Annotated in this window: 22 protein-coding genes; 14 read left to right on the plus strand and 8 right to left on the minus strand. The window is 73.5% G+C overall.

Translation table 11 applies throughout. The annotated features are described in order from the left end of the window. Positions 1-58 precede the first annotated feature (58 nt). Positions 59-1,216 carry an acyltransferase family protein gene (locus tag ACLBXP_RS12600; RefSeq protein WP_447668001.1) on the plus strand — a complete coding sequence of 386 codons (1,158 nt, stop codon included), beginning with the start codon at positions 59-61 and terminating at the stop codon, positions 1,214-1,216. Here ACLBXP_RS12600 and ACLBXP_RS12605 read toward each other — a convergent pair. The 3 genes from ACLBXP_RS12605 to ACLBXP_RS12615 are packed head-to-tail and all read right to left on the minus strand — an operon-like array spanning position 1,174 to position 3,909. Continuing rightward, complete coding sequence (locus tag ACLBXP_RS12605; protein WP_447668002.1) at positions 1,174-2,040, minus strand: SDR family oxidoreductase; 867 nt, start codon at positions 2,038-2,040, stop codon at positions 1,174-1,176. The genes ACLBXP_RS12600 and ACLBXP_RS12605 overlap by 43 nt on opposite strands. 4 nt (positions 2,041-2,044) lie before the next feature. After that, positions 2,045-3,187 (minus strand): tRNA epoxyqueuosine(34) reductase QueG, encoded by a 1,143-nt coding sequence (gene queG / locus ACLBXP_RS12610; RefSeq protein WP_447668003.1) that lies wholly within the window; start codon positions 3,185-3,187, stop codon positions 2,045-2,047. A gap of 29 nt (positions 3,188-3,216) precedes the next feature. Next, entirely contained in the window at positions 3,217-3,909 is a 693-nt protein-coding gene (locus tag ACLBXP_RS12615; protein ID WP_447668004.1) for a glutathione S-transferase family protein, read from the minus strand. Positions 3,910-4,149: 240 nt separating this feature from the next. Here ACLBXP_RS12615 and ACLBXP_RS12620 point away from each other — a divergent pair, with 240 nt between their 5' ends. Then, the gene (locus tag ACLBXP_RS12620) at positions 4,150-4,953 is read left to right on the plus strand and encodes an undecaprenyl-diphosphate phosphatase (RefSeq protein WP_447668043.1); all 804 of its coding nucleotides are present in this window, start codon (positions 4,150-4,152) and stop codon (positions 4,951-4,953) included. Between the two features lie 176 nt (positions 4,954-5,129). Then, entirely contained in the window at positions 5,130-7,010 is a 1,881-nt protein-coding gene (locus ACLBXP_RS12625; RefSeq protein ID WP_447668005.1) for a methylmalonyl-CoA mutase family protein, read from the plus strand. 41 nt (positions 7,011-7,051) lie between these two features. On the opposite strand, the gene ACLBXP_RS12630 is transcribed toward ACLBXP_RS12625, so the two are convergent. Then, positions 7,052-7,738: a Crp/Fnr family transcriptional regulator gene (locus ACLBXP_RS12630; RefSeq protein WP_447668006.1), complete on the minus strand. Its 687-nt coding sequence runs from the start codon at positions 7,736-7,738 to the stop codon at positions 7,052-7,054. 163 nt (positions 7,739-7,901) lie between these two features. Here ACLBXP_RS12630 and ACLBXP_RS12635 point away from each other — a divergent pair, with 163 nt between their 5' ends. Genes ACLBXP_RS12635 through ACLBXP_RS12645 form a run of 3 tightly spaced genes read left to right on the plus strand, consistent with a single transcriptional unit; the run spans position 7,902 to position 11,745 of the window. After that, the gene (locus ACLBXP_RS12635) at positions 7,902-10,220 is read left to right on the plus strand and encodes a HAMP domain-containing sensor histidine kinase (RefSeq protein ID WP_447668007.1); all 2,319 of its coding nucleotides are present in this window, start codon (positions 7,902-7,904) and stop codon (positions 10,218-10,220) included. Further along, entirely contained in the window at positions 10,220-10,588 is a 369-nt protein-coding gene (locus ACLBXP_RS12640; protein ID WP_447668008.1) for a response regulator, read from the plus strand. Before ACLBXP_RS12635 ends, ACLBXP_RS12640 begins: the two co-directional genes overlap by 1 nt. 2 nt (positions 10,589-10,590) lie before the next feature. After that, on the plus strand, positions 10,591-11,745 hold the full coding sequence (locus ACLBXP_RS12645) for an adenylate/guanylate cyclase domain-containing protein (protein ID WP_447668009.1): 1,155 nt from the start codon (positions 10,591-10,593) through the stop codon (positions 11,743-11,745). On the opposite strand, the gene ACLBXP_RS12650 is transcribed toward ACLBXP_RS12645, so the two are convergent. After that, positions 11,746-13,095 carry an HlyD family type I secretion periplasmic adaptor subunit gene (locus ACLBXP_RS12650; protein ID WP_447668010.1) on the minus strand — a complete coding sequence of 450 codons (1,350 nt, stop codon included), beginning with the start codon at positions 13,093-13,095 and terminating at the stop codon, positions 11,746-11,748. It abuts the gene before it with no gap. After that, positions 13,095-14,858, minus strand: coding sequence for a type I secretion system permease/ATPase (locus ACLBXP_RS12655; RefSeq protein ID WP_447668011.1), 1,764 nt, complete (start codon positions 14,856-14,858; stop codon positions 13,095-13,097). Before ACLBXP_RS12655 ends, ACLBXP_RS12650 begins: the two co-directional genes overlap by 1 nt. A gap of 287 nt (positions 14,859-15,145) precedes the next feature. On the opposite strand from ACLBXP_RS12655, the gene ACLBXP_RS12660 reads away from it, so the two are divergent. The 3 genes from ACLBXP_RS12660 to ACLBXP_RS12670 all read left to right on the plus strand — a co-directional run bounded on the left by ACLBXP_RS12660 (position 15,146) and on the right by ACLBXP_RS12670 (position 16,994). Then, on the plus strand, positions 15,146-15,304 hold the full coding sequence (locus tag ACLBXP_RS12660) for a hypothetical protein (RefSeq protein ID WP_447668012.1): 159 nt from the start codon (positions 15,146-15,148) through the stop codon (positions 15,302-15,304). A 149-nt stretch (positions 15,305-15,453) separates the two neighbouring features. Next, on the plus strand, positions 15,454-15,663 hold the full coding sequence (locus ACLBXP_RS12665; RefSeq protein ID WP_447668013.1) for a hypothetical protein: 210 nt from the start codon (positions 15,454-15,456) through the stop codon (positions 15,661-15,663). 446 nt (positions 15,664-16,109) lie between these two features. Further along, positions 16,110-16,994 (plus strand): calcium-binding protein, encoded by an 885-nt coding sequence (locus tag ACLBXP_RS12670; RefSeq protein ID WP_447668014.1) that lies wholly within the window; start codon positions 16,110-16,112, stop codon positions 16,992-16,994. Between the two features lie 70 nt (positions 16,995-17,064). Here the strand turns inward: ACLBXP_RS12670 and ACLBXP_RS12675 are convergent, their stop codons facing one another. Then, positions 17,065-18,072: a M23 family metallopeptidase gene (locus tag ACLBXP_RS12675; RefSeq protein ID WP_447668015.1), complete on the minus strand. Its 1,008-nt coding sequence runs from the start codon at positions 18,070-18,072 to the stop codon at positions 17,065-17,067. 175 nt (positions 18,073-18,247) lie between these two features. On the opposite strand from ACLBXP_RS12675, the gene ACLBXP_RS12680 reads away from it, so the two are divergent. From ACLBXP_RS12680 to ACLBXP_RS12700, 5 genes are all read left to right on the plus strand, one after another. Beyond that, a complete protein-coding gene (locus ACLBXP_RS12680) occupies positions 18,248-19,279 on the plus strand; it encodes an aldo/keto reductase (protein WP_447668016.1) in 1,032 nt (343 codons plus the stop codon). Between the two features lie 172 nt (positions 19,280-19,451). Then, on the plus strand, positions 19,452-20,117 hold the full coding sequence (locus tag ACLBXP_RS12685; protein WP_447668017.1) for a DUF1007 family protein: 666 nt from the start codon (positions 19,452-19,454) through the stop codon (positions 20,115-20,117). Continuing rightward, positions 20,114-21,118, plus strand: coding sequence for a nickel/cobalt transporter (locus ACLBXP_RS12690; protein ID WP_447668044.1), 1,005 nt, complete (start codon positions 20,114-20,116; stop codon positions 21,116-21,118). The genes ACLBXP_RS12685 and ACLBXP_RS12690 overlap by 4 nt, the downstream gene beginning before the upstream one ends. Positions 21,119-21,176: 58 nt before the next feature. Beyond that, positions 21,177-21,878 (plus strand): hypothetical protein, encoded by a 702-nt coding sequence (locus ACLBXP_RS12695; RefSeq protein WP_447668018.1) that lies wholly within the window; start codon positions 21,177-21,179, stop codon positions 21,876-21,878. A gap of 77 nt (positions 21,879-21,955) precedes the next feature. Continuing rightward, positions 21,956-22,225, plus strand: a complete 270-nt coding sequence (locus ACLBXP_RS12700; RefSeq protein WP_447668019.1) for a hypothetical protein — start codon at positions 21,956-21,958, stop codon at positions 22,223-22,225. A gap of 5 nt (positions 22,226-22,230) precedes the next feature. On the opposite strand, the gene ACLBXP_RS12705 is transcribed toward ACLBXP_RS12700, so the two are convergent. Continuing rightward, positions 22,231-22,818: a histidine phosphatase family protein gene (locus ACLBXP_RS12705; protein WP_447668020.1), complete on the minus strand. Its 588-nt coding sequence runs from the start codon at positions 22,816-22,818 to the stop codon at positions 22,231-22,233. Positions 22,819-22,901: the final 83 nt, after the last annotated feature.

Consider the following 22,901-nt stretch of genomic DNA (forward strand, 5'->3'; position numbering starts at 1 on the left):
GGCAGAGCCGCCTCGGGCGCGCATGATCCGCGCCGCGGGATGCGGGGAGGCTGGCCGGATGCGCGGCTATCGGTACGAGGCGCTCGACGGCGTGCGCGCGCTCGCCGCGCAGGTGGTTCTCGTGAGCCACGGCCTCGGCATGGCGTTCTTCCCGGTGCACAGCCCCGGCGCGGCGGCGGCCGAGTGGTTCGGGCGGCTCGCCGTGATGGTGTTCTTCTCGCTCTCGGGCTTCGTGATCGCCACCAGCCTGTCGCGCCTCGTGGCGAGCGAGGGCGGGCGCTTTGCCGTACCCTACGCGGTGCACCGCCTCGCCCGGATCTGGCCGCCGCTGGTGCTCGCGATCCTCGTGACCTTCGGGGTGGGCTGGCTCGGCCTGAACGGCCTCACCCTCCTGACGAAGACCGGAGACCCCTACCGCCTCGACGCGGTGGCGTTCCTGCGCGGCATCACCCTGACCTTCGCGCCGGGCGATGCGACTTTTGTGATCGATCGCGCCCTCTGGTCCCTCCGGCAGGAGGTCTACCTCTACGCCGTCGCGGCCTTCGCGGCGCTCGCCCTCGTCGGGCGGGGTGCCGGACGGGCGCTCGGCATCCTGGCGGTCCTCGGGCTCGTCGGCGCCACCGCCGGCCGCTTCTTCTACCTGCAGTCGCTCGCCCTGTTCTCGGCAGGCGCGGCCGCGGCCCTCTGGGGCGGGCACGCCCGGCTCCGCGGGCTGGCTCAGGCGCCCGGCGTCGCCGTCGTGACCCTCGCCCTGCTCGCGGCGCCGCTGGCCTTCGTCGGCCATCCGGGCTTCATCGACGCGATGAGCGACAATGCCCTGTTCCTCGGCTACCAGGCACTCCTCGGGGTGCCGGTCGCCCTCTGCCTCCTCGGGCTTGCGGTGAGCGAGGGCCGGGTCTCCGGCGCCTTCGCGCGGGCGGCGTCGGCCGCCGGCTTCTCGTACACGCTCTACGTCATCCACGTCCCGGTGATGACCCTGGTGTTCTCGCTGCGCGCCCATCTCGGCCTCGCGCCGGGCCTCGGCGGCACGGTCGGCACCCTCGCTGTGGCGCTCGTCGTCGCAGAGGCTGCGTCCTACGCGGCGGCCCTCGTGGTCGAGCGGCCGCGCTTCTTCCGGCGGGTGCTGTTCCGGATGATCGGCGCGCGCGACGCCGCGCGGACGCCCGCCGCCGCTCAGGTCTCGCAGTCCCTCAGGGCGGCGAGCCCCTCGCGGTAGGTCGGATAGCGCAGGTCGACGCCGAGTTCCTCGCGGATCAGGCGGTTCCGCACGCGCTTATTCTCGCCGTAGAAGCTGCGCGCCATCGGGCTGAGGTCGGCCGTCTCGAAGTCGATGGCGGGCGGCAGGGGCAGGCCCGCGAGGGCGGCCGCGTGCTCGGTCACGGTCTGCGGCGGCGTCGGCTCGTCGTCCGTGACGTTGTAGGTCGCGCCAGCCCGGGGCCGCTCCAGGGAGGCTGCGAGCGTCGCCGCGATGTCGTCCACGTGGATGCGGTTGAAGACCTGGCCCGCCTTGATGATCCGCTGCGCCCGGCCCGTCCGCAGCTTCACGAAGGGATTGCGGCCGGGCCCGTAGATGCCCGACAGGCGAAAGACCTGCACGGCCTTGCCGGTCTCCGCGCCGAGGGCGAGCCAAGCTTCCTCGGTGGCGAGCCGGGCCTTCGATCGTTCGCTGCGCGGGACGGCCGGCGTCGCCTCGTCGATCCAGGCGCCGTCCTGGTCTCCGTAGACGCCGATGGTCGAGAGGTAGCCGATCCAGCCGATCCGGCTCCGGCGGATTTCCGCCCCGTAGCGGCGCAGGACCGTGTCCCCCTCCCGGTCCGGCGGGGCCGAGACGAGGAGCGCGTCCGTGTCGGCGAGGTCGGCGCCGATGCGGGGGTCGTCGGTCTCCGGCCCGAACGCGCGGACCTCGGCGCCGGTGGCGGCGGCCGCGGACGCGACCTTGTCGGGCTCGGTCACCGTGCCCCGCACCTGCGCGAAGCGCCCCCGCTCGAGGGCCACGAACCGCCGGGCCGTGAAGCCGAGGCCGAAGACGAAGAGGTTCATGCGGCTATCCGCTCCCTGGATGATCGTGGTGCACCGCGCGGTCGGCGAGGATCTCGGTCCATTCCGCCCGCACGGCGGGCTCCGCCTCCCCGTCGCCGAAGCGCGCGAACAGCGCGCCGACGCGCTCCGGGACGAGGCGGCCGCAGGCCCAGACGGCCATGGCGCGCACGAGGGGAGAGTCGTCGCCGAGGCGCCGGACCGCGGCCTCGGCGAGGCTCGGGTCGCCCGAGTTGCCGATCGCGACGAGCACGTTGCGCAGGAAGCGGTCGCGGCCGGTGCGCCGGATCGGGGTGCCGGTGAAGCGCGCCCGGAAGGCCTCCTCGTCGAGGTCCGCCAGTTCCGCGAGCGCCGGCGCCGCGAGGTCATCGCGGGCGGCGAGCCGCGCCTCGCGGGCGCCCTGCGCGAACTTGTTCCAGGGGCAGATCGCGAGGCAGTCGTCGCAGCCGAACACCCGGTTGCCGATGGCCGCGCGGAACGCGCGCGGGATCGTCCCCTCGTGCTCGATGGTCAGGTAGGCGATGCAGCGCCGCGCATCGAGGCGGTAGGGCTCCGGCAGCGCGCCCGTGGGGCAGATGTCGAGGCAGGCGCGGCAGGTGCCGCACCGGTCCGGCTCGGGCGGATCGGGGGCGAGGTCGGCGCTCGTGTAGATGGCGCCGAGGAGGAGCCAGTTGCCGAGCGCGCGCGAAATCAGCACCGTGTGCTTGCCCTGCCAGCCGAGGCCGGCGGCGGCGGCCAGGGGCTTCTCCATCACGGGCGCCGTGTCGGTGAAAACCTTCACTTGCACGCCGCCCTTGGCGGCGATGAACCCGCCGAGCTCCTTGAGCTTGCCCTTCACCACGTCGTGGTAGTCGCGCCGCTGGGCGTAGGCCGCGATGGCGGCGCGGTCGCGGGCCTTCAGGAGGTCGAGAGGATTGCCCTCCGGCCCGTAGTTCATGCCGAGCATGATGATGCTGCGCACCCCCGGCCAGAGGCGGCTCGGCTCGGCCCGCTGGTCGGTCCGCTCGGCCATCCAGGCCATGTCGCCGTGGGCGCCCGAGGCGAGCCACGCCGCGAGGCGTCCGGGCAGCTCAGGCACCGCGTCGGGCCGCGTGACCCGGACGGCGTCGAAGCCGAGGCGGCGGGCGCGCTCCTCCACGAGGCCGCGCAACGCCGCGCCCGCGAACGTCCGGCGTGCGCTCAGAAATCCAGGTCCGCGTAGTGGGCGGCCGGGGCCATGCCCGGCACCCGGTCGGCCAGGAGCGCGCGGAAGCTCGGGCGCGACTTGACCCGCGCGTACCAGTCCCTCGCGATCTCGTCCTCGTCCCATGGCACGTCGCCGAGATAATCCACGCAGCTCAGGTGGGCGGCCGCGGCCAGATCCGCATAGGTCAGATGGTCGCCCGCGATCCAGCGCCGCCGCGCCATCAGGTAGCCGATGTACTGCAGATGGTAGCGCACGTTGATCCGCGCCGCGCGGATGGCGTTCATGTCCGGCGGGCCGCCGCCCTCCGTGCTCGACATGAAGCGCTTCGAGATCTTCTCGGTCACGAGGTAGCCCGTCACCTCGGCATCGAACTTCGCCAGGAACCATTCGAGCAGGCGGCGCACCTCGACGCGGGCCGCCGTGCCGTCCGGCATCAGGCGCCGGTCGCCGAGGCCGAGGCCGCGGGTCTCGTCGAGGTACTCGGCGATGATGTTGGCCCCCGGCACCGCGAGGCCCCCCTGCTCGATGAGCACCGGCGTGACGCCGGCCGGGTTGACGAGCAGGAACGCGTCGCGCCGCTCCCAGGGGCGCTCCTCCACGAGCACCGGCTCCATCCCCATCTCGGCGAGGACGAGGCGGACGAACCGGGAATTGGCGCAGAAGGGGAAATGGTGCAGCGTCGCCATCGGGGTCGCTAAGCAGGCTTCGGGAGCGTGGTCATCGGTTTCCCGAAAAAAACCTGCATCCGGCCGGAGGTCCCGGCGGGTCGCGCTGGCAGGCCCGGATTATTTGCGCGCGATCAGCGTTATTGCCCGATCGTTGCCGCCTCATTAACACGCCCCGCGCGAAGCCGGTAACCGGTCGTCAACCCTGATCGGCGAACGCTGGCCCGAAACTCCCGTGACGATCTGCGAGGCGACGAGATGATGGATGCGATGAGCGTCGCGAAGGCGGTCGTGCTCGCCGTGGTCGAGGGCGCCACCGAGTTCATCCCGGTCTCCTCCACCGGCCACCAGCTCCTCGTCGGGCACTTCATCGGCTTCCATTCGCCGAACAACACGTTCGAGGTGCTGATCCAGCTCGGCGCCATCCTGGCGATCCTGGCGGTGTACTTCCGGCGCCTCCTCGGCGTGGCGATGGCGCTGCCGAGCGACCCGAAGGCGCGCCGCTTCGTCCTCGGCATCCTCATCGCCTTCCTGCCGGCGGCGATCATCGGCGGCATCTTCTCGAAGGCGATCAAGGCCTACCTGTTCAACCCCTGGATCGTCTGCGCCACCCTCGTCGCGGGCGGCCTCGTGCTCCTCGTGCTCGACGACACCGAGCTCGAGGTGAAGCGGACCGACGTCTACGACTTCACCCTGCCGATGGACCTGAAGATCGGCATCTTCCAGTGCCTCGCGATGATCCCCGGCGTGTCGCGCTCGGGCGCCACCATCGTCGGCGCGATGCTGATGGGCGCCGACAAGCGCTCGGCCACCGAGTTCTCGTTCTACCTCGCCATGCCGACCATGGCGGGCGCCTTCGCCAAGGACCTCCTGGACAACTACAAGAACCTGTCGAGTGACGACCTCGGCCTGATCACGATCGGCTTCGTGGTCGCCTTCGTCTCGGCCCTCGTCGTGGTGCGCACGGTGCTCGACTACGTCTCCCGCCACGGCTTCTGGCTGTTCGCGTGGTGGCGCATCATCGTCGGCTCCCTCGGCTTCGCCGGGCTGATCATCTTCGGCTGAGGCGGAAGGTTCCCGCCGCCCGGACGAATGCTGGCCGATTGCCAGCGGCGCGGGCTCGTGCCAGGGCAGTGCAACGAACTTGGCCGAGAACCGGGTTACGATCCGCGCCGATTGACACGTCCGGCGCGGGCTCCCCGATCGCGGCCGCAGGACCGTCACTGCACGAAGGCCCCGCGATGGAAGACAGACCGCTCGCCGACCTCTTCGAGCCCGCCACCCGCGAGCGCTGGCTCGGCCTCGTCGAGGGCGTCCTGAAGGGGGCCGAGTTCGAGAAGCGGCTCGTCGCGAAGACCGCCGACGGGCTGCGCATCGAGCCCCTCTACGAGCCGGCCGAGGCGAGCCCGCAGCCGACGCGGGGGCCGGGCCCCTGGCGCGTGGTGCAGCGGGTGGACCATCCGGAGCCCGCGAAGGCCGCCGCCCAGGCGCTCGCCGACCTGGAGGGCGGCGCCGACGCCCTCGCCCTCGTCTTCGCCGGGGCGCCGGCCGCCCGCGGCTTCGGCCTGAACGCCGCGAGCGTCCAGGACCTCGACGCCGCGCTGGGCGGGGTGATGCTGCCGCTGATCGGCCTGCGGCTCGATGCGGGCCCACGCGGGCTCGAAGCGGCTGGCCTGCTGCGCGAGCTCGTGGCCAAGCGCGGCGACGATCTCGGCGCCCTCGACATCGACCTCGGCGTCGATCCGATCGGCACGCTCGCCGCGAGCGGCGGCCTCGGCGCCGTCTGGGACGAGGTGGCCCCGAAGCTCTCGGGCCTGCTGCGCGACTTCGACGGGGCGGGCTTCACAGGCCGCGCGCTGCTCGCCGACGGCCGCCCCTACCACGAGGCCGGCGCCAGCGAGGCCACGGAACTCGGCGCGGTGCTCGCCACGGCGGTCGCCTACCTGCGGGCCCTCGAAGCGGACGGCCACGGCCTGGAGCGGGCGCGGGACGCGGTCGCGGTGCTCCTCGTCGCCGACCCCGACGAGTTCCTGACCATCGCCAAGTTCCGGGCCATGCGCCGGCTCTGGGCGCGGGTGGAGGCGGCCTGCGGCCTCGACCCGAAGCCGCTGCGCATCCATGCCGAGACGGCCTGGCGCAGCATGACCCGGCGCGATCCCTTCGTGAACATCCTGCGCGCCACCATGGGCACCTTCTCGGCGGGCCTCGGCGGCGCCGACGCGGTGCTGGCCCTGCCCTACACCCAGGCGCTGGGCCTGCCCGACGCCTTCGCGCGCCGCGTCGCCCGCAACAGCCAGATCGTCCTCCTCGAAGAGTCGAACCTCTTCCGCGTGGTCGATCCGGCCGCCGGAGCGGGCGGCTTCGAGACGCTGACCGCGAACCTCGCCGAGGCCGCCTGGGAGGCGTTCCAGACGATCGAGCGCGAGGGCGGCATCGTCGCGAGCCTCAGCGTCGGCAAGATCCAGCGCCGGGTCGCGGAGAGCCGCGAGACCCACGCCCGCAATGTCGCGACCCGCCGCGAGGCCCTGACGGGCGCCACCGAGTTCCCCTACCTCGCCGAGAAGCCGGTGGCGGTGCTCGACGTCGCCCCCGCCGCGCCCCCGGCCTCGGCGAGCTTCGGCTCGGGCGGGGCGGTCGCGTGCGACCCCCTCCCCTCGCAGCGCCTCGCCGAGCCCTTCGAGCGCCTGCGCGACGCCTCCGACGCGGTGCTGGCCCGGTCCGGCCGGCGCCCGCAGGTGTTCCTCGCCAATCTGGGCCCCGTCGCGGCCTTCAATGCCCGGGCGACCTTCGCGGCGAACGCCTTCGCGGCAGGCGGCATCGAGGCGCCCGGCAACGAGGGCTTCGCGGACATGGAGGCCCTGGCGCGGGCGTTCCGGGAATCCGGTGCGCCGCTCGCCTGCATCTGCTCGTCGGACGCGATCTACGCCGAGCAGGCGGTCGCGGCCGCCGAGGCCCTCCGGGCGGCGGGCGCCGGCACGATCTACCTCGCGGGACGCCCGGCCGAGCTCGCCGAGCCCCTGCGCGCCGCGGGGGTCCACGCCTTCCTGCACGCGGGCTGCGACCTCCTCGCCCTCCTCACCGAGGCGATGGTGCGGGCCACCAAGGACGCGCCCAAGGACTGACGGCGGACTGACGGCGGACGGGACCCCGTCCGCGCGGCGCGTCAGCCGCGCATCTCGGCCTCGCGCGCCGCACGGGCGAGGGCCGCCGGGTCGCGCAGGACGATGCAGCCACGGCGCAGGTCGAGGTGCCCGGCCCGGCGCCAGGCCTGGAGCTGGCGGTTCACGCTCTCGCGGGTGCTGCCCACGTAGGCGCCGAGCTGTTCCTGCGAGATCTGGACCTCGCTGCCGAAATCCTCGGCGAGCAGGGTGAGGCGCCGGGCGAGCCGCGCGGCGAGCGGCAGCGTCGTCATCTCGGTCATCTGCCCGGCGATGTAGCGGATGCGCGCGCAGAGCAGCCCGATCAACCGGATCGCCACGCTCGGCTCGCGCGCCAGGTAGGCGAGGAGGTCGGCGCGGCGCAGCACGAAGACCTCGCTCGCCTCGACCGCCACCGCGTCCGCCGTGCGCTCCCGACCGTCGAGGAGGGCGATCTCGCCGAACAGGTCGCCGGCCCCCAGGGTGTTGAGCACCATCCGCCGGCCGCCCTCGGTCCCGGTCTCGATGCGGACCTCGCCGCGCCGGATGCCGTAGAGCGCGTCCCCCGGATCGTTGACCTGAAATAGAGTCTCGCCCGCCTGCAGCGTTCGCGTGCTGCTCATCCCGGCGAGGCGATCGATCACCTCCGGCCCGAGATCTGCGAACAGAGGGTTGAGGCGCAGCAGGACGGCGAAATCAGCACCCCTCGACATGGCGGCTCTCCGAGACCGAGAGAAGGCGGCAGCATTCCCCGCGAAATCAGTCTATTGTGGGCCGGACCGGCTCCGTTTCACAGATGTTTCTGCAATCCTCCCCCTCCGACAGGCGCAAGCGCCAGCCCGATCGCCGCGGCCCCCGACCGCGCGGGACCCGCTGATGCGGTCGGCGGGCGGTTCCTCGGGGTCCCCATCCCTGGCGCGCTCCTGGCACGGGAGCCTGTTCCGCAAGTACGTGCTCACGCTCGTGAGCCTCGTCGCCCTGGTGCTCGCCATCAATGCCGCGGTCGAGACCTGGTTTCTCTACCGGGAGACGATGGACAAGGTGGCCCGCGCGCAGGCCGAATACGCCGCGGCGGCCAGCGTCTCCGTCGAGGACGCGCTCGCCGAGATCGAGCGGCAGGTGAGCTGGGTCACGCGCGCCAGCGCCCAGACCCTCGCCCAGCACCGGGACGATTACGACGCCCTCCTGGAGCAGTCCCCCATCGTGATGGCCCTGGCCTTCGTGGACGGCGAGGGGCGCGAGCGGATCCGGGCGCGCCGGGCGGACAGCCCGGACCTCGCAGCCCTCGGCGACCTGCGCCTCGAGACCGAGCGGCGGGGCTTCGGCCCGGCGGCCTTCCACGAGGGCGCCCTCTACGCCGACCTCGTCATCCCGCATTCCGGGGTCGGGGCCGGCACGACGATCGCGCGGGTCCGCCTCGCCGGCCTCGCCGGCAGCGTGCCGCCCTCGACGGCCGGGACGGGAAGCTACGCCTACCTGATCGACGCGGAGGGGCGCATCCTCGCCCGGTCGGAGCCCGCACCGCTCGCGGTCGGCGACCGGGTCGCGCCTCCGGAGGCGGAGCGCGAGGGCGCCGGGTCCTACGCGCGGGACGCTGCGGGCCGGCCGGTTCTCGCCACCGCCCTCGCCCTCACGGCGCTGCCGGCCTGGATCCTGGTCGAGCAGCCCCTGAACGAGGCGCTCTCCCCCTTGCGGGACCTGCTCGTCCGGCTCGCCTGGCTCCTCGCCGTGGGGCTCGTCGTGGCGATCTCGGCGAGCCTGCTCCTCGCCCGCCGCATGCTGGTGCCGATCCGCGCGCTCCATGCCGGGGCCGAGAACTTCGCGGCGAACCGCTTCGAGCACCGCATCGCCGTGCGCACCGGCGACGAGTTCGAGGTGCTGGCGACGCGCTTCAACGACATGGCCGACGCCCTGGCGACCTCCTACACGGGCCTCGAGAGCGAGATCCGCCGCCAGACCCGGGACCTTGCCCGCTCGGTCAGCGAGCTGCGCGCCCTGGAGGAGACCGGCCGCGCCATCGTCGCCTCCCTGCGCCTCGACGACGTGGTGGAGGCGGTCGCCACCCGGGCAACGGCCCTGGCCGGCGCGGAGGCCGGGGCGGTCTACCTCGCCGCGGCGCCCGGCGCGCCGTTCCGCCTCGCCGGCGGCCATCAGTTCCCCGCTGCCCTCGCGCGCGGCGCCGACACTCTCCCCGCGGACCTGCTGGACCGCCTCGGGGACGGTTCGGGCGAGGCCGTCCTCGTCTCCGACCTGTCCGAAGCCGCCTGGCTGCCGGCGCCGGAGGGTTTTCGGGCGGCCGCGCTGGTGCCCCTGGCCGAGGTCGAGGGGCCGCTCGGCCTCATCCTCCTGCTCGCACGCGTATCGTCGGGGTTCCCGACCGCCTCGGAGAACGTCCTGCACACCTTCGCGCATCAGGCGGCGCTCGCGATCCGCAACGCGCGCCTGTTCGAGGAGGTCGACGAGAAGGGCCGCCAGCTCGCCGCCGCCGACATGCACAAGACCCAGTTCTTCGCCAACATGAGCCACGAGCTGCGCACGCCGCTCAACGCGGTGCTGGGCTACTCGGAGCTCCTCGCCGACGGGCTCTACGGGCCGCTGTCCGAGAAGGCCTGCGACGCGCTGGAGCGCATCCAGATCAACGGCCGGCACCTGCTCAGCCTCATCAACGACGTCCTCGACTTCACCAAGATCGAGGCGGGCCTCCTGACCCTGAGCCTACAGGACTACGCGCTCGGCGCGCTGATCGAGTCGGTCGCGGCCGCGGCCGCCTCCCTCGCCGAGGCCAAGGGCCTCGGCCTGGAGGTCGAGGTGGCGCCGGGCCTGCCCATCGGCCAGGGGGACGAGCGGCGCCTGACGCAGGTGCTGATGAACCTCGTCGGCAACGCCATCAAGTTCACGGATGCGGGCTCGGTGCGGATCGGCGCGGCGGCGGACGGCGACGCCTTCGTGATCACGGTCGCGGATACGGGGCCCGGCATCGCGCCGGCCGACCAGGCCCGCATCTTCGACGAGTTCCAGCAGGTCGACAGCTCCAGCACCCGCCGTCAGGGCGGCACCGGGCTCGGCCTATCGATCACGCGCCGCCTCGTGCTCCTCCACGGCGGCCGGATCGAGGTGGAATCCGAGATCGGGCACGGGGCGGTCTTCCGGGTCGTCCTGCCGATCCGCGCGCAACCCGAGAGGCAAGCGGCCTGATGAAGCGGATCCTGATCGTCGAGGATACGGAGGACAACCGGCGCATCCTGCGCGACCTCCTCACCGCGGCGGGCTACGACATCGTCGAGGCCACCGACGGCGGCCGCGGCGTCGAGGCGGCGCGGGCCGAGCTGCCCGACCTGATCCTGATGGACATCCAGCTCCCCGTGATCGACGGATACGAGGCGGCCCGGCGCCTCAAGGCCGACCCGGCGACGCGCCACATCCCCGTGGTCGCCGTGACCTCCTACGCGCTGTCGGGCGACGAGGGGAAGGCGCTGGCGGCGGGCTGCGACGGCTACGTCGCCAAGCCCTTCAGCCCCCGCAAGATCCTCAGCCTCGTCCGCCAGATGCTGGTGGAGGCGTGACCGTGGCCGAGGCCGCGCCGGCGCGCATCCTCGCGGTGGACGACAGCCCCGAGAACCTGGAGATCCTGCGCATGCGCCTGGAGGCGCAGGGCTACCGGGTCGTGACCGCGCCGGACGGGCAGGCTGCGCTGGACCTCGCCGCGGCCGAGCCGCCGGACCTGATCCTCCTCGACGTGATGATGCCGCGCCTGAGCGGCCTCGACGTGCTGCGCCGCCTGAAGGCCGATGCCGTCCTGCGCTTCGTGCCGGTGGTGCTGCTCACCGCGCGCGCCGAGACCCGCGACCTCGTGGAGGGGCTCGACGCCGGCGCCGACGACTACCTGACGAAGCCCTACGAGCACGCCGCCCTGATGGCGCGGGTCCGCTCGATGCTGCGCCTGAAGGGGCTGACCGACACCGTGCGGGCGCAGGCGGAAGAACTCGAAAGCCAGCGGGCGGCGCTCGCGGAGGCGAACCGGGACCTCGCTGGCGAGGTGGCCGTGAAGGTCGCGGAGATCGAGCGCATCGGCCGGCTGCGCCGCTTCCTCTCGCCCCAGATCGCCGACCTCGTGGCCTCCGAGCGCGCGGACGAATCGCTCCTCGAGACCCACCGGCGCGAGATCACGGTGGTGTTCTGCGACCTGCGCGGCTTCACGGCCTTCACCGATTCGGCCGCTCCCGAGGAGGCCGTGCAGGTCCTGCGCGAGTACCATGCGACGGTGGGCGAGATCGTGTTCCGCTTCGCCGGCACCCTGGAGCACTTCGCCGGCGACGGCATCATGGTGTTCTTCAACGATCCCTGCCCCTGCCCCGACCACACCGAGCGCGCCGTGCGCATGGCCTTCGCGCTGCGCGAGCGGGTCGGTGCCCTGGCGCGGCTCTGGGAGGCGCGGGGCCACGCCATCGGCTTCGGCCTCGGCCTCGCCCGCGGCTACGCGACGCTCGGCCAGTTCGGCTTCGAGGGCCGCCTCGAATACGGGGCGCTCGGCAGCGTCACGAACCTCGCCTCGCGCCTGTGCGACGAGGCGCGGGCCGGCCAGATCGTCGTGAGCCGGCCGGTGCTCAGCGCCGTCGAGAGCCTCGTGGAGGCGCAGGCCCTCGGCAACCTGAGTCTCAAGGGCTTCCTGCGCCCGGTGCCGGCCTTCGACCTCGTGGCGCTGCGGCACGAGCCCGGCTGATCAATGCTCCCGCCAGGCCTTGGCGAGTTGGTCGGCGACCGGCTTCGTCAGGTAGGAGAACACCGTGCGCTCGCCGGTCTGGAGGAAGGCGTCGACCGGCATGCCGGGCACGAGGCGCACGTCGCCCAGGCGCTTGCGCTCGGCCTCCGGCACCTGGATGCGGGCGGTGTAGAAGCTCAGGCCCGTCTTCGGGTCCTGGCTGACATCCGCCGAGACGCGGCCGACCTTGCCGTTGATCTCGGGCGTCGTGCGCTGGTTGAAGGCCGAGAAGCGCAGCATGGCCGGCTGGTCGGCGCGGACATGGTCGATGTCCTGCGGGTGGATCCGCACCTCGACCATCAGCTCGTCCGTCTCGGGCACGATCAGCATGGCGGGCTCGCTCGGAGTGACGAGGCCCCCCACCGTGTGCACCGTCATCCGGTGGACGATGCCGTCCTGGGGCGCGCGCATGTCCGTGCGGCGGAGCTGGTCGAGGGCGGCCACCTGCTTCTCCTCGAACTCCGACCAGCGGGCGCGGATCTCGGTAAGGTCCTTCGTCACCTCGTTGCGCATGTCCTGGTCGACCTGAAGGATCTGCAGCTCGACCTCGCTGCGCTTGCCCTTGGCCTGGGCGATGGAGGCGGTGAACTGCCCGCGCTCGCCCTCGAGGCGCGCGGCCTCGCGCTCCAGGTTGGTCAGGCGGGAGAGCTGGACGAGGTTCTTCTGCCAGAGCTCGCGGATGCCGCGCAGCTCCCGCTCGACCGCCGCGGCCTCTGCGGCCTTCGCCTTGATCTGGTCGGTGATGCCCGCGACCTCCTGGTCGAGCTGGGTGATGCGCTCGCGCAGCTGCGCCTTCTGGCCGGCCCGGGCCCGCGAGCGGGCGATGAAGGCCCGGGTCTCGCCGTCGATCAGGTGGGCCACCGCGGGGTCGGAGGCAGCGCGTGCCTGCAGGTCGCTCGGGAAGCCGATGGCGATGTCGCCGTCGCGCTCCGCCTCCTCGCGGGCCCGGCGCGCCGCGAGGGCGTCGAGGGCGCGGAGCACGATGTCGAGGCTGGCGCGGGGCTGCGTCTCGTCGAGGCGGATCAGGATGTCGCCGGCCCGGACCCGGTCCCCTTCCTGCACCCGCAGCTCGCCGACGATGCCGCCGACCGGGTGCTGGACCTTCTTGACTTCGCTCTCCACCACCAGCTGGCCGGAGGTGATCACGGCACCGCCGATCCGGGTGAAGGCGGCCCAGCCGCCGACCCCGCCCACGAGGGCCAGGACGACGAGGGCGGTGGCGCGGACCTGGGCGCCGATGGCGGCGCGGGCGCGGTCGGCGGCGGGACGCGGCGCGGACTGGCCGGCGGCGAGGGGCAGGCTGGTGGGCATCACGCGATCTCCTTGATCTGCACCTGCGGCACCGCCGCGTTCGCCGCCGGCATCCGCGGCTGGGAGGATGGGGCGGGCGCGGCCGCCTTGCCGCCGCGGATGTGCCGCAGCACCTCGTCCTTCGGGCCGAAGGCCACGGCCCGGCCGTTCTCGAGGGTCAGCATCAGGTCGACCCCGTTGAGGGCGCTCGCCCGGTGGGCCACGATCACCACGACGCCGCCGCGGGCCCGGACCCCGAGGATCGCCCGGGTGAGCGCCGCGTCGCCGGCCTGGTCGGTGTTGGCGTTGGGCTCGTCGAGGACGACGAGGAAGGGGTCGCCGTAGAGGGCGCGGGCGAGCCCGATGCGCTGGCGCTGGCCGCCCGAGAGGCCGGCGCCGCCCTCGCCGAGCAGCGTCTCGTAGCCCTCCGGCAGGTCGCGGATCAGCCCGTCGACGCCGGCGGCCTGCGCGGCGGCCTCTACCGCCTCCTGGGTGGCGTCGGCGGAGAACCGGGCGATGTTCTGGGCGATCGTGCCGGCGAACAGCGCCACGTCCTGCGGCAGGTAGCCGATGTGCCGGCCGAGGGCGCCCCGCTCCCACTGGCCGATCGAGGTCCCGTCGAGGCGCACGGCGCCGCGGACGGTCGGCCAGACGCCCAGGAGGGCCCGCACCAGGGTCGACTTGCCGGAGCCGCTCGGCCCCGTCACGGCGACCGCCTGGCCCGCCCGCAGGCTGAAGCTGAGGTCGCGCACGGTGAGGCGCTCGGCGCCGGGGGGGGCGATGCTGATGCCCTCGACCCGGAGGTTTCCGCGCGGGGCCGGCAGGACGGCGCTGCCGGCCGCGGGGCTGCGCCGGGCGAGGTCGGCGAGGCGACCCCAGGCCTGCTGCGCCCCGACCACGCTCCGCCAGTTGGCGATGGTGGAATCGAGGGGCGCCAGCGCCCGGCCGAGGAGCACCGAGGAGGCGAGCAGCACGCCCGAGGTGCCGTCGCCGGAGATCACCAGGTAGGCGCAGATGGCGAGCACGCCGGACTGCAGCCCCATCCGGGCCATCCGGGAGACAGCCCCGAGGCTGCCCGCGACGTCGGAGACGCGCTGCTGCGAGAGCAGGTAGGCCTGGTTGGCGGCGTCCCAGCGGGCGCCGAAATGGCCCTGCATGCCCATCGCGACGAGGACGTCGGCGTTGCGGCAGGCGGCCTCCGTGACGGCGCTGCGGGTCATCGCGTTCTCGCTCACCGCCCGCAGGGGGCCGCGGGTGAGGCGGTCGGTGAGGATCGTGATGCCGACGAGGAACAGCGCGCCGCCGAGGGCCGACAGCCCGATGAGCGGGTGGAACAGGAAGCAGATCGCGAAGTAGAGCGGCATCCAGGGCAGGTCGCACAGGGCCGCCGGAGCCGGGCTCGAGAGGAACCCGCGGATCTGGTCTAGGTCGCGCAGCGGCAGGTAGGCGGCGCCCGGCGTCGGGCCGCCCTGGGGCGCCTGCACCACCGCGGTGAAGACCCGGGGGCTGAGGCACTCGTCGAGCACCGCGACGATCCGGGTGAGCATGCGGGCGCGCATCGTCTCGAGCACCCCCTGGAAGGCGTAGAGCATCAGGGCGAGCAGCACGAGGCCGATGAGCGAGGGGATCGACCGGCTCGGGATCACCCGGTCGTAGACCACCAGCATGAAGAACGAGCCCGTGAGGCAGAGGACGTTGACGAGGCCGCTCACCACCGCGAGGGCGACGAGGGCGGAGCGGCAGCCCGACAGGGCGGCACCGAGTTCCTGCGAGGCGGGCTTCATGGCTGGCTCCTGCGGGCCCCCGGGCGGGTGGAGCGGGCGGCGGGAGGAATTCCGCGACCGCCGGCTCCCCGGGCGACCTCAGCCGTTCTAGGAGCCGCCCCCGGCCCCTTCCGTGATGCGCATCACGCTCGCGGATCCGTTCACTCCCTCGACGGTGAGAAGAGGCCGCGCGGGTAAGCGCATGGGTAAGCGCACGGAGGCGCGCGCGGCGCCCCGAGGGTGATCCGCGTCACGGATGCGGCCGGCCGGCGGTGGGATGCTCCGATCCACAGCAGCAGGAGGCTCCCATGACCCTCACCGTCCTCGATCCCCGAACCGGCACCGTGGTGACCATCGAGGTCCCGGTCCGCCGCCCCGTCCGCCAGCCGGTGCCGGCCGTGGTCGTGCCCCACCCGCACGCCGCCCGCGCCGCGCAGGCCGCCCTCGCGATGGGGGGGCGGTCGTGAAGCGCTCCTCAGCCCTCCTCGCCAAGGCCTGCGTCCTGCGCGAGCTCGACCGCGCCCTCAGCCGCCGCGCCGCCGGCCTTCCCGCAACCCCCGAGCGGCGGCCCTAACCAGCCCCGCCCCGATCGCCCCCACCCTCCGGAGTTCGCGCCATGGAAACCGAAGCCCTCGAACGCCCCGCCGACCTGAAGGTCTTCCGCCACGCGGCCGCGGGCTTCGGCCCGGCCGTCCGGTTCGGCACCCTGCGGGAGGCGATCTTCGCCGCCGGCCGGGCCCTCGCCCGTCCCGCCACCGAGGCCTGGATCGTCACCGAGGAGGGCGACATGCTCTCCCCCGTCTGGATCCGCACCTACCTGGGCTGATCCGAGAGTCCCCTCGGATCAGCACCCCGATCGTCCCGAAAGCCGGCACTCCGCACCCGCGGAGGCCGGCTTTCGCGCGTCCGTGATCCGCTCGCGGTCCGAGCCGCCTCCGGCTGCCGCCGCGAGCGAAGGCGGGCGTCCGCGCCGCGGCCGCGGCGCTCGCGCGCGAGGCGCGCCCACGCGGGCCCCAGCGCCGCACGGGGGCGGCATCCGATCCGCGCGAGGCACGGTCGAGGGCCCCCGCGGAGCCCCGGCGAAATCATTTTCGCGAACGTGATCCGCCTCACAGTCGCGCCCTTCGACCCAGAGTATTCATCTCCTCGTCCGCAGATCGAAACACGGTCTTCCGAAAACAGATCGGGCAAACGGGCAGCATCAACGGAACCTGAAGACACTATCCCCCGCGGCAGAGTCCGCATCACATCAGAACCTGAAAGGATACGATCATGGCTACTTTCAATGGCACCGCCGCGAACGACTCCGTCGTCCTGGGCAACACGAACGACATCGCCTTCGGCGGTGCGGGCAACGACCAGATCCACGGCGGAGCCGGCAACGACGAGCTGCACGGCCAGGCCGGCAACGACGTGGTCTACGGCGACGCCGGCAACGACAAGCTCGGCGGCGGCCCCGGCGACGACAAGCTCTACGGCGGCACCGGCAACGACGTGATCAACGGCGGCCCGGGCAACGACGTGATGAACGGCCAGGCCGGCAACGACAAGCTCAACGGCGGCGACGGCAACGACAAGATGCAGGGCGGCTCCGGCAACGACGAGCTCCACGGCGGGGCCGGGAACGACCAGATGCAGGGCGGCACCGGCAACGACAAGCTCTACGGCGACGCCGGCAACGACAAGATGTGGGGCGGCGCCGGCAACGACGAGCTTCACGGCGGGGCCGGGAACGACGAGCTCCACGGCGGAGCCGGCAACGACAAGCTCTACGGCGATGCCGGCAACGACAAGCTGTTCGGCGGGGCCGGCAACGACGAGATCCACGGTGGCGTCGGCAACGACCAGATCCACGGTGGCGCGGGCGTCGATCACCTCTACGGCGGCGGTGGGGCGGACACGTTCTACTTCGCCAAGGGCGACACCGGCGACATGTTCCAGGGCAAGGCCGACGTCATCCACGACTTCTCCGCGAACGACACGATCAAGCTCGAGGGGAACTACACGTTCGGCGGCAACACCAACGCCCCGCAGGTCGGCTCCTACGGGATCTCCGGCAGCGGCGACAGCTGGACCGTGACCTACCACACGGCGGACGGGTACCACGACATCCAGGTCCAGGGTGCCGACCCGCACGGGCACGTCAGCGTCGGCTGATCGCCCGGATGCCACGATCAGGACGGCCCGCCGGGGACCCCCCGGCGGGCCGTTCCGCGTCTGGAGGCCGTCAGCGCGCCGGCATGGTGAAGGCGAAGGCGTGCTCGAGGGCGACCGCGCCCCCGCGCTGAACCGTCAGCTTCGCGGCGTAGGTGCCGGCCGGCCAGCCCTCCGGCGGCCGCTTGCGGCCCACGAAGGCGAGGCCCTGTGCCTGGGCGCGGGGGAGCGGCGCCTCGGCGTTCTCGGCGAGCACCCGGCCGTCCGGCCCGGTCAGGCTGAGGCGGCGGACGTCGCCGGCATCAAGGCCGATCGTCCGCACGAAGGCCACGAGGGCGGGGGCGTCCGCGCCGGGGGCCGGGACCGTCTCGCCCTCGACCTGTGCCATGGCGACGGGACCTCCGGCGAAGCCGGCATTCAGCACCGTGCCGGCCCGGTAGGCGAGCGCCGCCGCGACGCCGGGCTCCCACAGGCCGCCCGGCGCCTTCGGATCGCAGCTGCCCTCGGCGAGGTCCGGGGCGAACGGATCGACCACCTGGCCGTTGCGGCGGACCGTGAAGTGCAGGTGCGGAAACTCGGTGGCGCCCGACAGGCCCATCCGCCCGATCGCCTGGCCGGCCGCGATCGCCTGCCCCGGGCGCACCGTGAGGCTGCCGCGGGCCATGTGGCAGTACTGGGTCTCGTAGCCGTCCGGATGCGCCACGACCGCGCCGTTGCCGCACTCGAGGCCGCTCACCCGCTCGACCCCGGTGTCGCGCACCGAGACGTCCTCGGCGTCGTTGCGCAGCCGCAGCACCGTCCCGGCCGCCGCCGCGCGCACGACGCCCTCCGGCCGCCCCTCGGCGGGCAGGCTCGGCAGGCGGAAGTCGATGCCGTTGTGCTTGTCGTAGGTCCGGCTGCCGCAGGCGTAGTCGCGCGCCCCCGGGCCGGGATCGCGGTCGACGTAGTGCTGAACGAAGCAGGTGCGCCCGAGTTCGCAATCGAGAGGCAGCCGCAGCCGGAAGTCGGCGCCCGCCGCCGGAGCGACGGCGAGCGGCACGAGCACGGCGGCGAGCGCCGGGCTGAAAGACAATCGGGGCACGGGCGCGTCCTCCTCGCTTCCTCGGCGGCGCGGACGCTACGCCGGATCGGACCCGATGGCGAACCCGGCCGGCGTCCGCCGCGCGGCTGCCCCGCCCCCGCGCCGGTGGTCGGAGGGTCGGTCCGCGCTAGGTCGCGGACAGCGGGGGCGGCCAGGAACAATGAGGACGCGGGACATGGAATATCGGCAGTTCGGACGCTCCGGCCTGAAAGTGCCGGTCCTGAGCTTCGGCACCGGCACGTTCGGAGGCTCCAACGAGTTCTTCCAGCGCTGGGGCCAGACGGACGTCGCGGAGGCGACCCGCATGGTCGATCTCTGCCTGGAGGCCGGCGTCAACTTCTTCGACACGGCCGACATCTACTCGCAGGGCGCCTCAGAGGAGATCCTCGGCCAGGCGCTCAAGGGCCGGCGCGGCGAGGCCATCATCTCGACGAAGGCGACCTTCCCGGTGGGCGAGGGACCGAACGACAAGGGCTCCTCGCGCTTCCACCTGGTGCGCGCCTGCGAGGCGAGCCTGAAGCGCCTCGGCACCGACCACATCGACGTCTACTTCATGCACGGCTTCGACGCGCTGACCCCCGTCGAGGAGACGCTGCGGGCGCTCGACGACCTCGTGAGGGCGGGCAAGATCGGCTACATCGGTGCCTCGAACTTCTCCGGCTGGCAGCTCATGAAGGCGCTCGCCACCTCGGAGCGCTACGGTCTCGCCCGCTACGTCGCCTATCAGGGCTACTACTCGCTGATCGGCCGCCACTACGAGTGGGAGTTGATGCCCCTCGGCCTCGACCAGGGCGTCGGCCTGATGGTGTGGAGCCCGCTGGGCTGGGGCCGCCTGACCGGCAAGATCCGCCGCGGGCAGGCCGCGCAGGGCGGCCGCATCGCGTCCGGCGGCGCCGAGGGCGGGCCGCCCGTCTCCGACGAGCACCTGTACGGGGTCGTCGACGCCCTCGACGCGGTGGCGGCCGAGACGGGCAGGACGGTGGCGCAGGTCGCGCTCAACTGGCTGCTCTCCCGCCCGACGGTGATGAACATCGTGATCGGCGCCCGCAACGAGGAGCAGCTCCGCCAGAACCTCGGCGCGGTCGGCTGGACGCTGACGGCCGATCAGGTGGCCCGGCTCGATGCGGCGAGCCAGGAGACGCCGATCTACCCCTACTGGCACCAGAAGGGTTTCGACGAGCGCAACCCGAAGCCGACGACCTGGTGAACTCGCTTCGGCGCATCGCGGCACGGGCCGCGGTGCGCCGCCCTGCTTTCGCCCCGAAACTCGGGGATGAGACGCCAACCCCGAAGTCTGGACGGTCGCGAACCGTCCGGCCCCCGGACGGGCGCAGGACAAGGGTTCGTTAACCACGAGACGCGAGCGTCCAGCGACAGCCATGCCGACCATCGCGCTCCGCCCCGTCGCCGCGTTCCTCGCGGCCCTCATCCCCCTCCTCCCCCTGCCGGCCGCGGCGCACCCGCACGTCTTCGTGACGGCCCGCGAGGAGGTGGCCTACGCGGACGGCAAGGTCAGCGGCATCCGCCACGCCTGGACCTTCGACGAGGCCTACTCGGCCTTCGTCACCCAGGGGCTCGACGCCAACGGCGACGGCAAGCTCTCGCCGGAGGAGCTGGCCGAGCTCGCGAGCGAGAACACCGCGAATCTCGCCGAGTTCTCCTACTTCACCAAGCTCAAGGTCGGCGGGCGGGAGCAGGCCTTCGCGGGCCCGACCGAGCCCCGCATGGCGATGGAGGGCGGCGCCCTCACCCTGACCTTCCTGCTGCCCCTGAAGAGCCCGGTGGCCCAGGGGCGCGGGGTCGTCGCGCTCGAGGTCTACGACCCGACCTACTTCGTCTCCTTCGGCCTCGCCGAGGGCCCGGAGGCCGCGAAGCTCGCGGACGCCCCCCAGGGCTGCGCCGCCACGGTGACGCGTCCCAAGACGGAGACGCCGAAGACCGCCGACGCCAAGCCCGGCATGACGGAGGCCTTCTTCGAGGCGCTCACCGCCGCCTCCAATTACGGCGTGCAGTTCGCCAACCGGATCCTCGTGGTGTGTCCGTGAGCCTCGCGCTCGCGCTCGCCCTCGCCCCGCATCGCAGCCGCCTCGGCCCGCGGCTGGCCCTGGCGGCCGGCGCGGTCGCGGTGGCGGCCCTGCTCGTCGCCGGCCTCGCGTGGCTGGTGGCGCCGGGTCTCGCCGCACCGCCGCCCCGCTCGCCCTTCGGCATCGGCTTCCGCGAGGCCGCCCCGGCCGCGACGGGCCTCGGCGGCTGGCTCCTCGCCGTGCAGGGGAATTTCTCCCGCAATCTCCAGGGGGCGGTCGGCGCCCTCCGGTCCGGCGGCGGCTGGGGGCCCCTGGCGCTCCTCGGCTTCGCCTACGGCGTCTTCCACGCGGCCGGGCCGGGCCACGGCAAGGCCGTGATCGCGGGCTACATCCTGGCGAGCGAGCGGGCGCTCCTCCGCGGCTTCGCCCTGAGCAGCGCCGCGGCCCTCCTCCAGGCCCTGGTGGCCATCGCGATCGTCGGCGTCGGCAGCCTCGTCCTCGGGGCGACGGCCGCCGGCATGAACCGGGCCGGGACCCTGATCGAGAGCGTCAGCTTCGCCCTCGTGGCGCTCGTCGGCCTCGGGGTGACATGGCGCAAGGCGGGCCGCCTCGCCAACCTCGGAGCGTCCGCCGCCTGCGGGCCCGATTGCGGCCACGCGCACCTCTCGGATGCCCGCACGATCGCGAGTCTCGACAGTTGGCGCTCCCGCGTGGGTGTCGTCCTGGCGGCCGGAACCCGGCCCTGCGCCGGAGCCGTCCTGATCCTCGTCTTCGCCCTGGCGCAGGGGCAGCTCCCCGCGGGCATCCTGGCCGTCCTGGCGATGGCCGCCGGCACGGCGCTGACCACCGGTGCGCTCGCGAGCCTCGCGGTCTTCGCTAAGGGGCTGGCGCTGCGGCTCGCGGGCGGGCGGGGCCGCGCGGGCGCCGTCGCGGTCGGCGGGCTCGAACTCCTGGCGGGCGCCTTCGTGCTGGTGCTCGGCCTCGCCCTGCTCGGCGGCCTGCTCTCCGGCGCGGGGGCCTGAGGGGGCCTCGCCAACCCACCCCCGCCATGGCACGCTGCCCGGCCAACGGAAGGTGGCCATGACGGGCTTCGAGCACATCCTGAACTGGCGGCTGCTCCCCGGCTCGCACGACTTCCCGGGCCCGGACGGCGGCACCTGCATCAACGAGGCGGCCGTGGTGGCGGCGGGCCTGCCCTACCGGGCGATCCGCGGCAGCGACGATTGCCCGCCCTGCTTCTCGCGGCCGCTCGCGGCCTACGCGCTCGGCCTCAACGATGCCATGCCGGATGCGGAGCGCCCGCGCCTGATGGCGTTCGTGCTGCGGCTCTCCGGCAGCGCGGATACCCCGGAGGTCGAGGCGGCCCGCACCGCCTTCCTGGCCCGCGAGAGCGTCCGCCGCATCCTGCCGCCCCTGCTCGACCGCGCGGGCCTCGCCGGGCACGCCGCCCGCTGCGAGGCCGCCGCCGACCTCGCGGATGCGGTCTCGGCCGCCGAGGCCGCCGCCTGGCGGGGCGGCGCCCAGGCCCAGGCGGCGGCCCTGCGCGGCGCCTGGTTCGCGGGGGCGCTCGCCGCCGCGGTGTCGCGCACGGCGACGGCGGCCGTGCGGGCGGCCACGGATGCCCGCTGCGCCGCCGAGATCGCGGAGGGCGCCGCCCCCTTCGCGCCGGGCACCTGGACACGCGCGGCCGGGCTGCTGGACGAGGCACTCGGCATCGGCCGTCAGGCCCGGGAGATCACGCCCGCGCGGGCGCGCGACCGGCTGGCGGCAGCCCGGGCCTGACGACGCGCGACCGTGGCGTGAACGGGTCGGCGCGATCCGTGTTGGTTCCTGGCACCACGCCGCGCGAGCAGGAAACCATGACGATCAGATGCGCCGCCCTCGCCCTCATGGCCGCTCTCGCGGCGTCGAGCGCGGTCGCGCAGGCCGAGGCGCCCCGCACGCCGCCGGGCGGCAACGAGGACGACTGGCGGCAGCGGTGCAGCGCCCGCGCCGATGAGACCGGCATGGCCGGCACCATGAAGGACACCTTCGTGGTGGAGTGCGTGGCCGGCGAGCGCGTCTCCGCGGCGGAGGCTGCCAAGGCCAAGGGCAAGGCCGATGGCAAGCCTGCCAACAAGCCGAAGTAGCCGGTTCAGGCCGTCGCCGGCTCGCCCGCGAGGTCGAGTTCGGTGCTCTCGCAGTTGTCGAGCCAGATCCCGGTGAGGTGGGCGAAGAAGGTCCCGTGGCCCACCACGGCGATGGTCCGCTCGGGACGCGCCCGCAGCCACTCCCGGAACCCCGCCACGCGGGCATCGAAGAGGTGGCGGGGCTCCACGTGGTAGCCGCCGGCCGTGGGCTGCCCCTCCGCGTGCCACCAGATCTCCGGCAGGTGCGCGATGTCGAGGTGGGGGAAGTCCGCCGCGATCTCCGACGCGGCGCGCCCGACGTCGCAGCTGCTCTCCTGACACTCCCGATGCAGGACCTCCACGAGCACCCGCGGCTGCGCCGGGTGCGTGCCGAACACCCGCATCGTGGTCTCGATGGCCCGCGTCAGCGGCGACGTGACCACGAGGTCGAAGGGGATGCCGGCAAGGCGCGCCCGCGCCGCGTCCGCCTGAGCCCGACCCCGCGGCGTCAGCCGGGCGTCGATGTGGCCGGGGTCGCGGCCGTCGAGGCGGTGCGCGGCGTTGAAGGTCGATTCGCCGTGGCGAAGGCAGACGATGCGGGTGGGCTGTCTCATCGGATCCTGATCGGGGGTGGAACCTGGCGTGGACGAACGCCCGCGGAGCGCGGGCGGGTCCTGCCCGGAGATCGGAGGCGGGC

The sequence above is a fragment of the Methylobacterium sp. A54F genome (assembly GCF_053346035.1).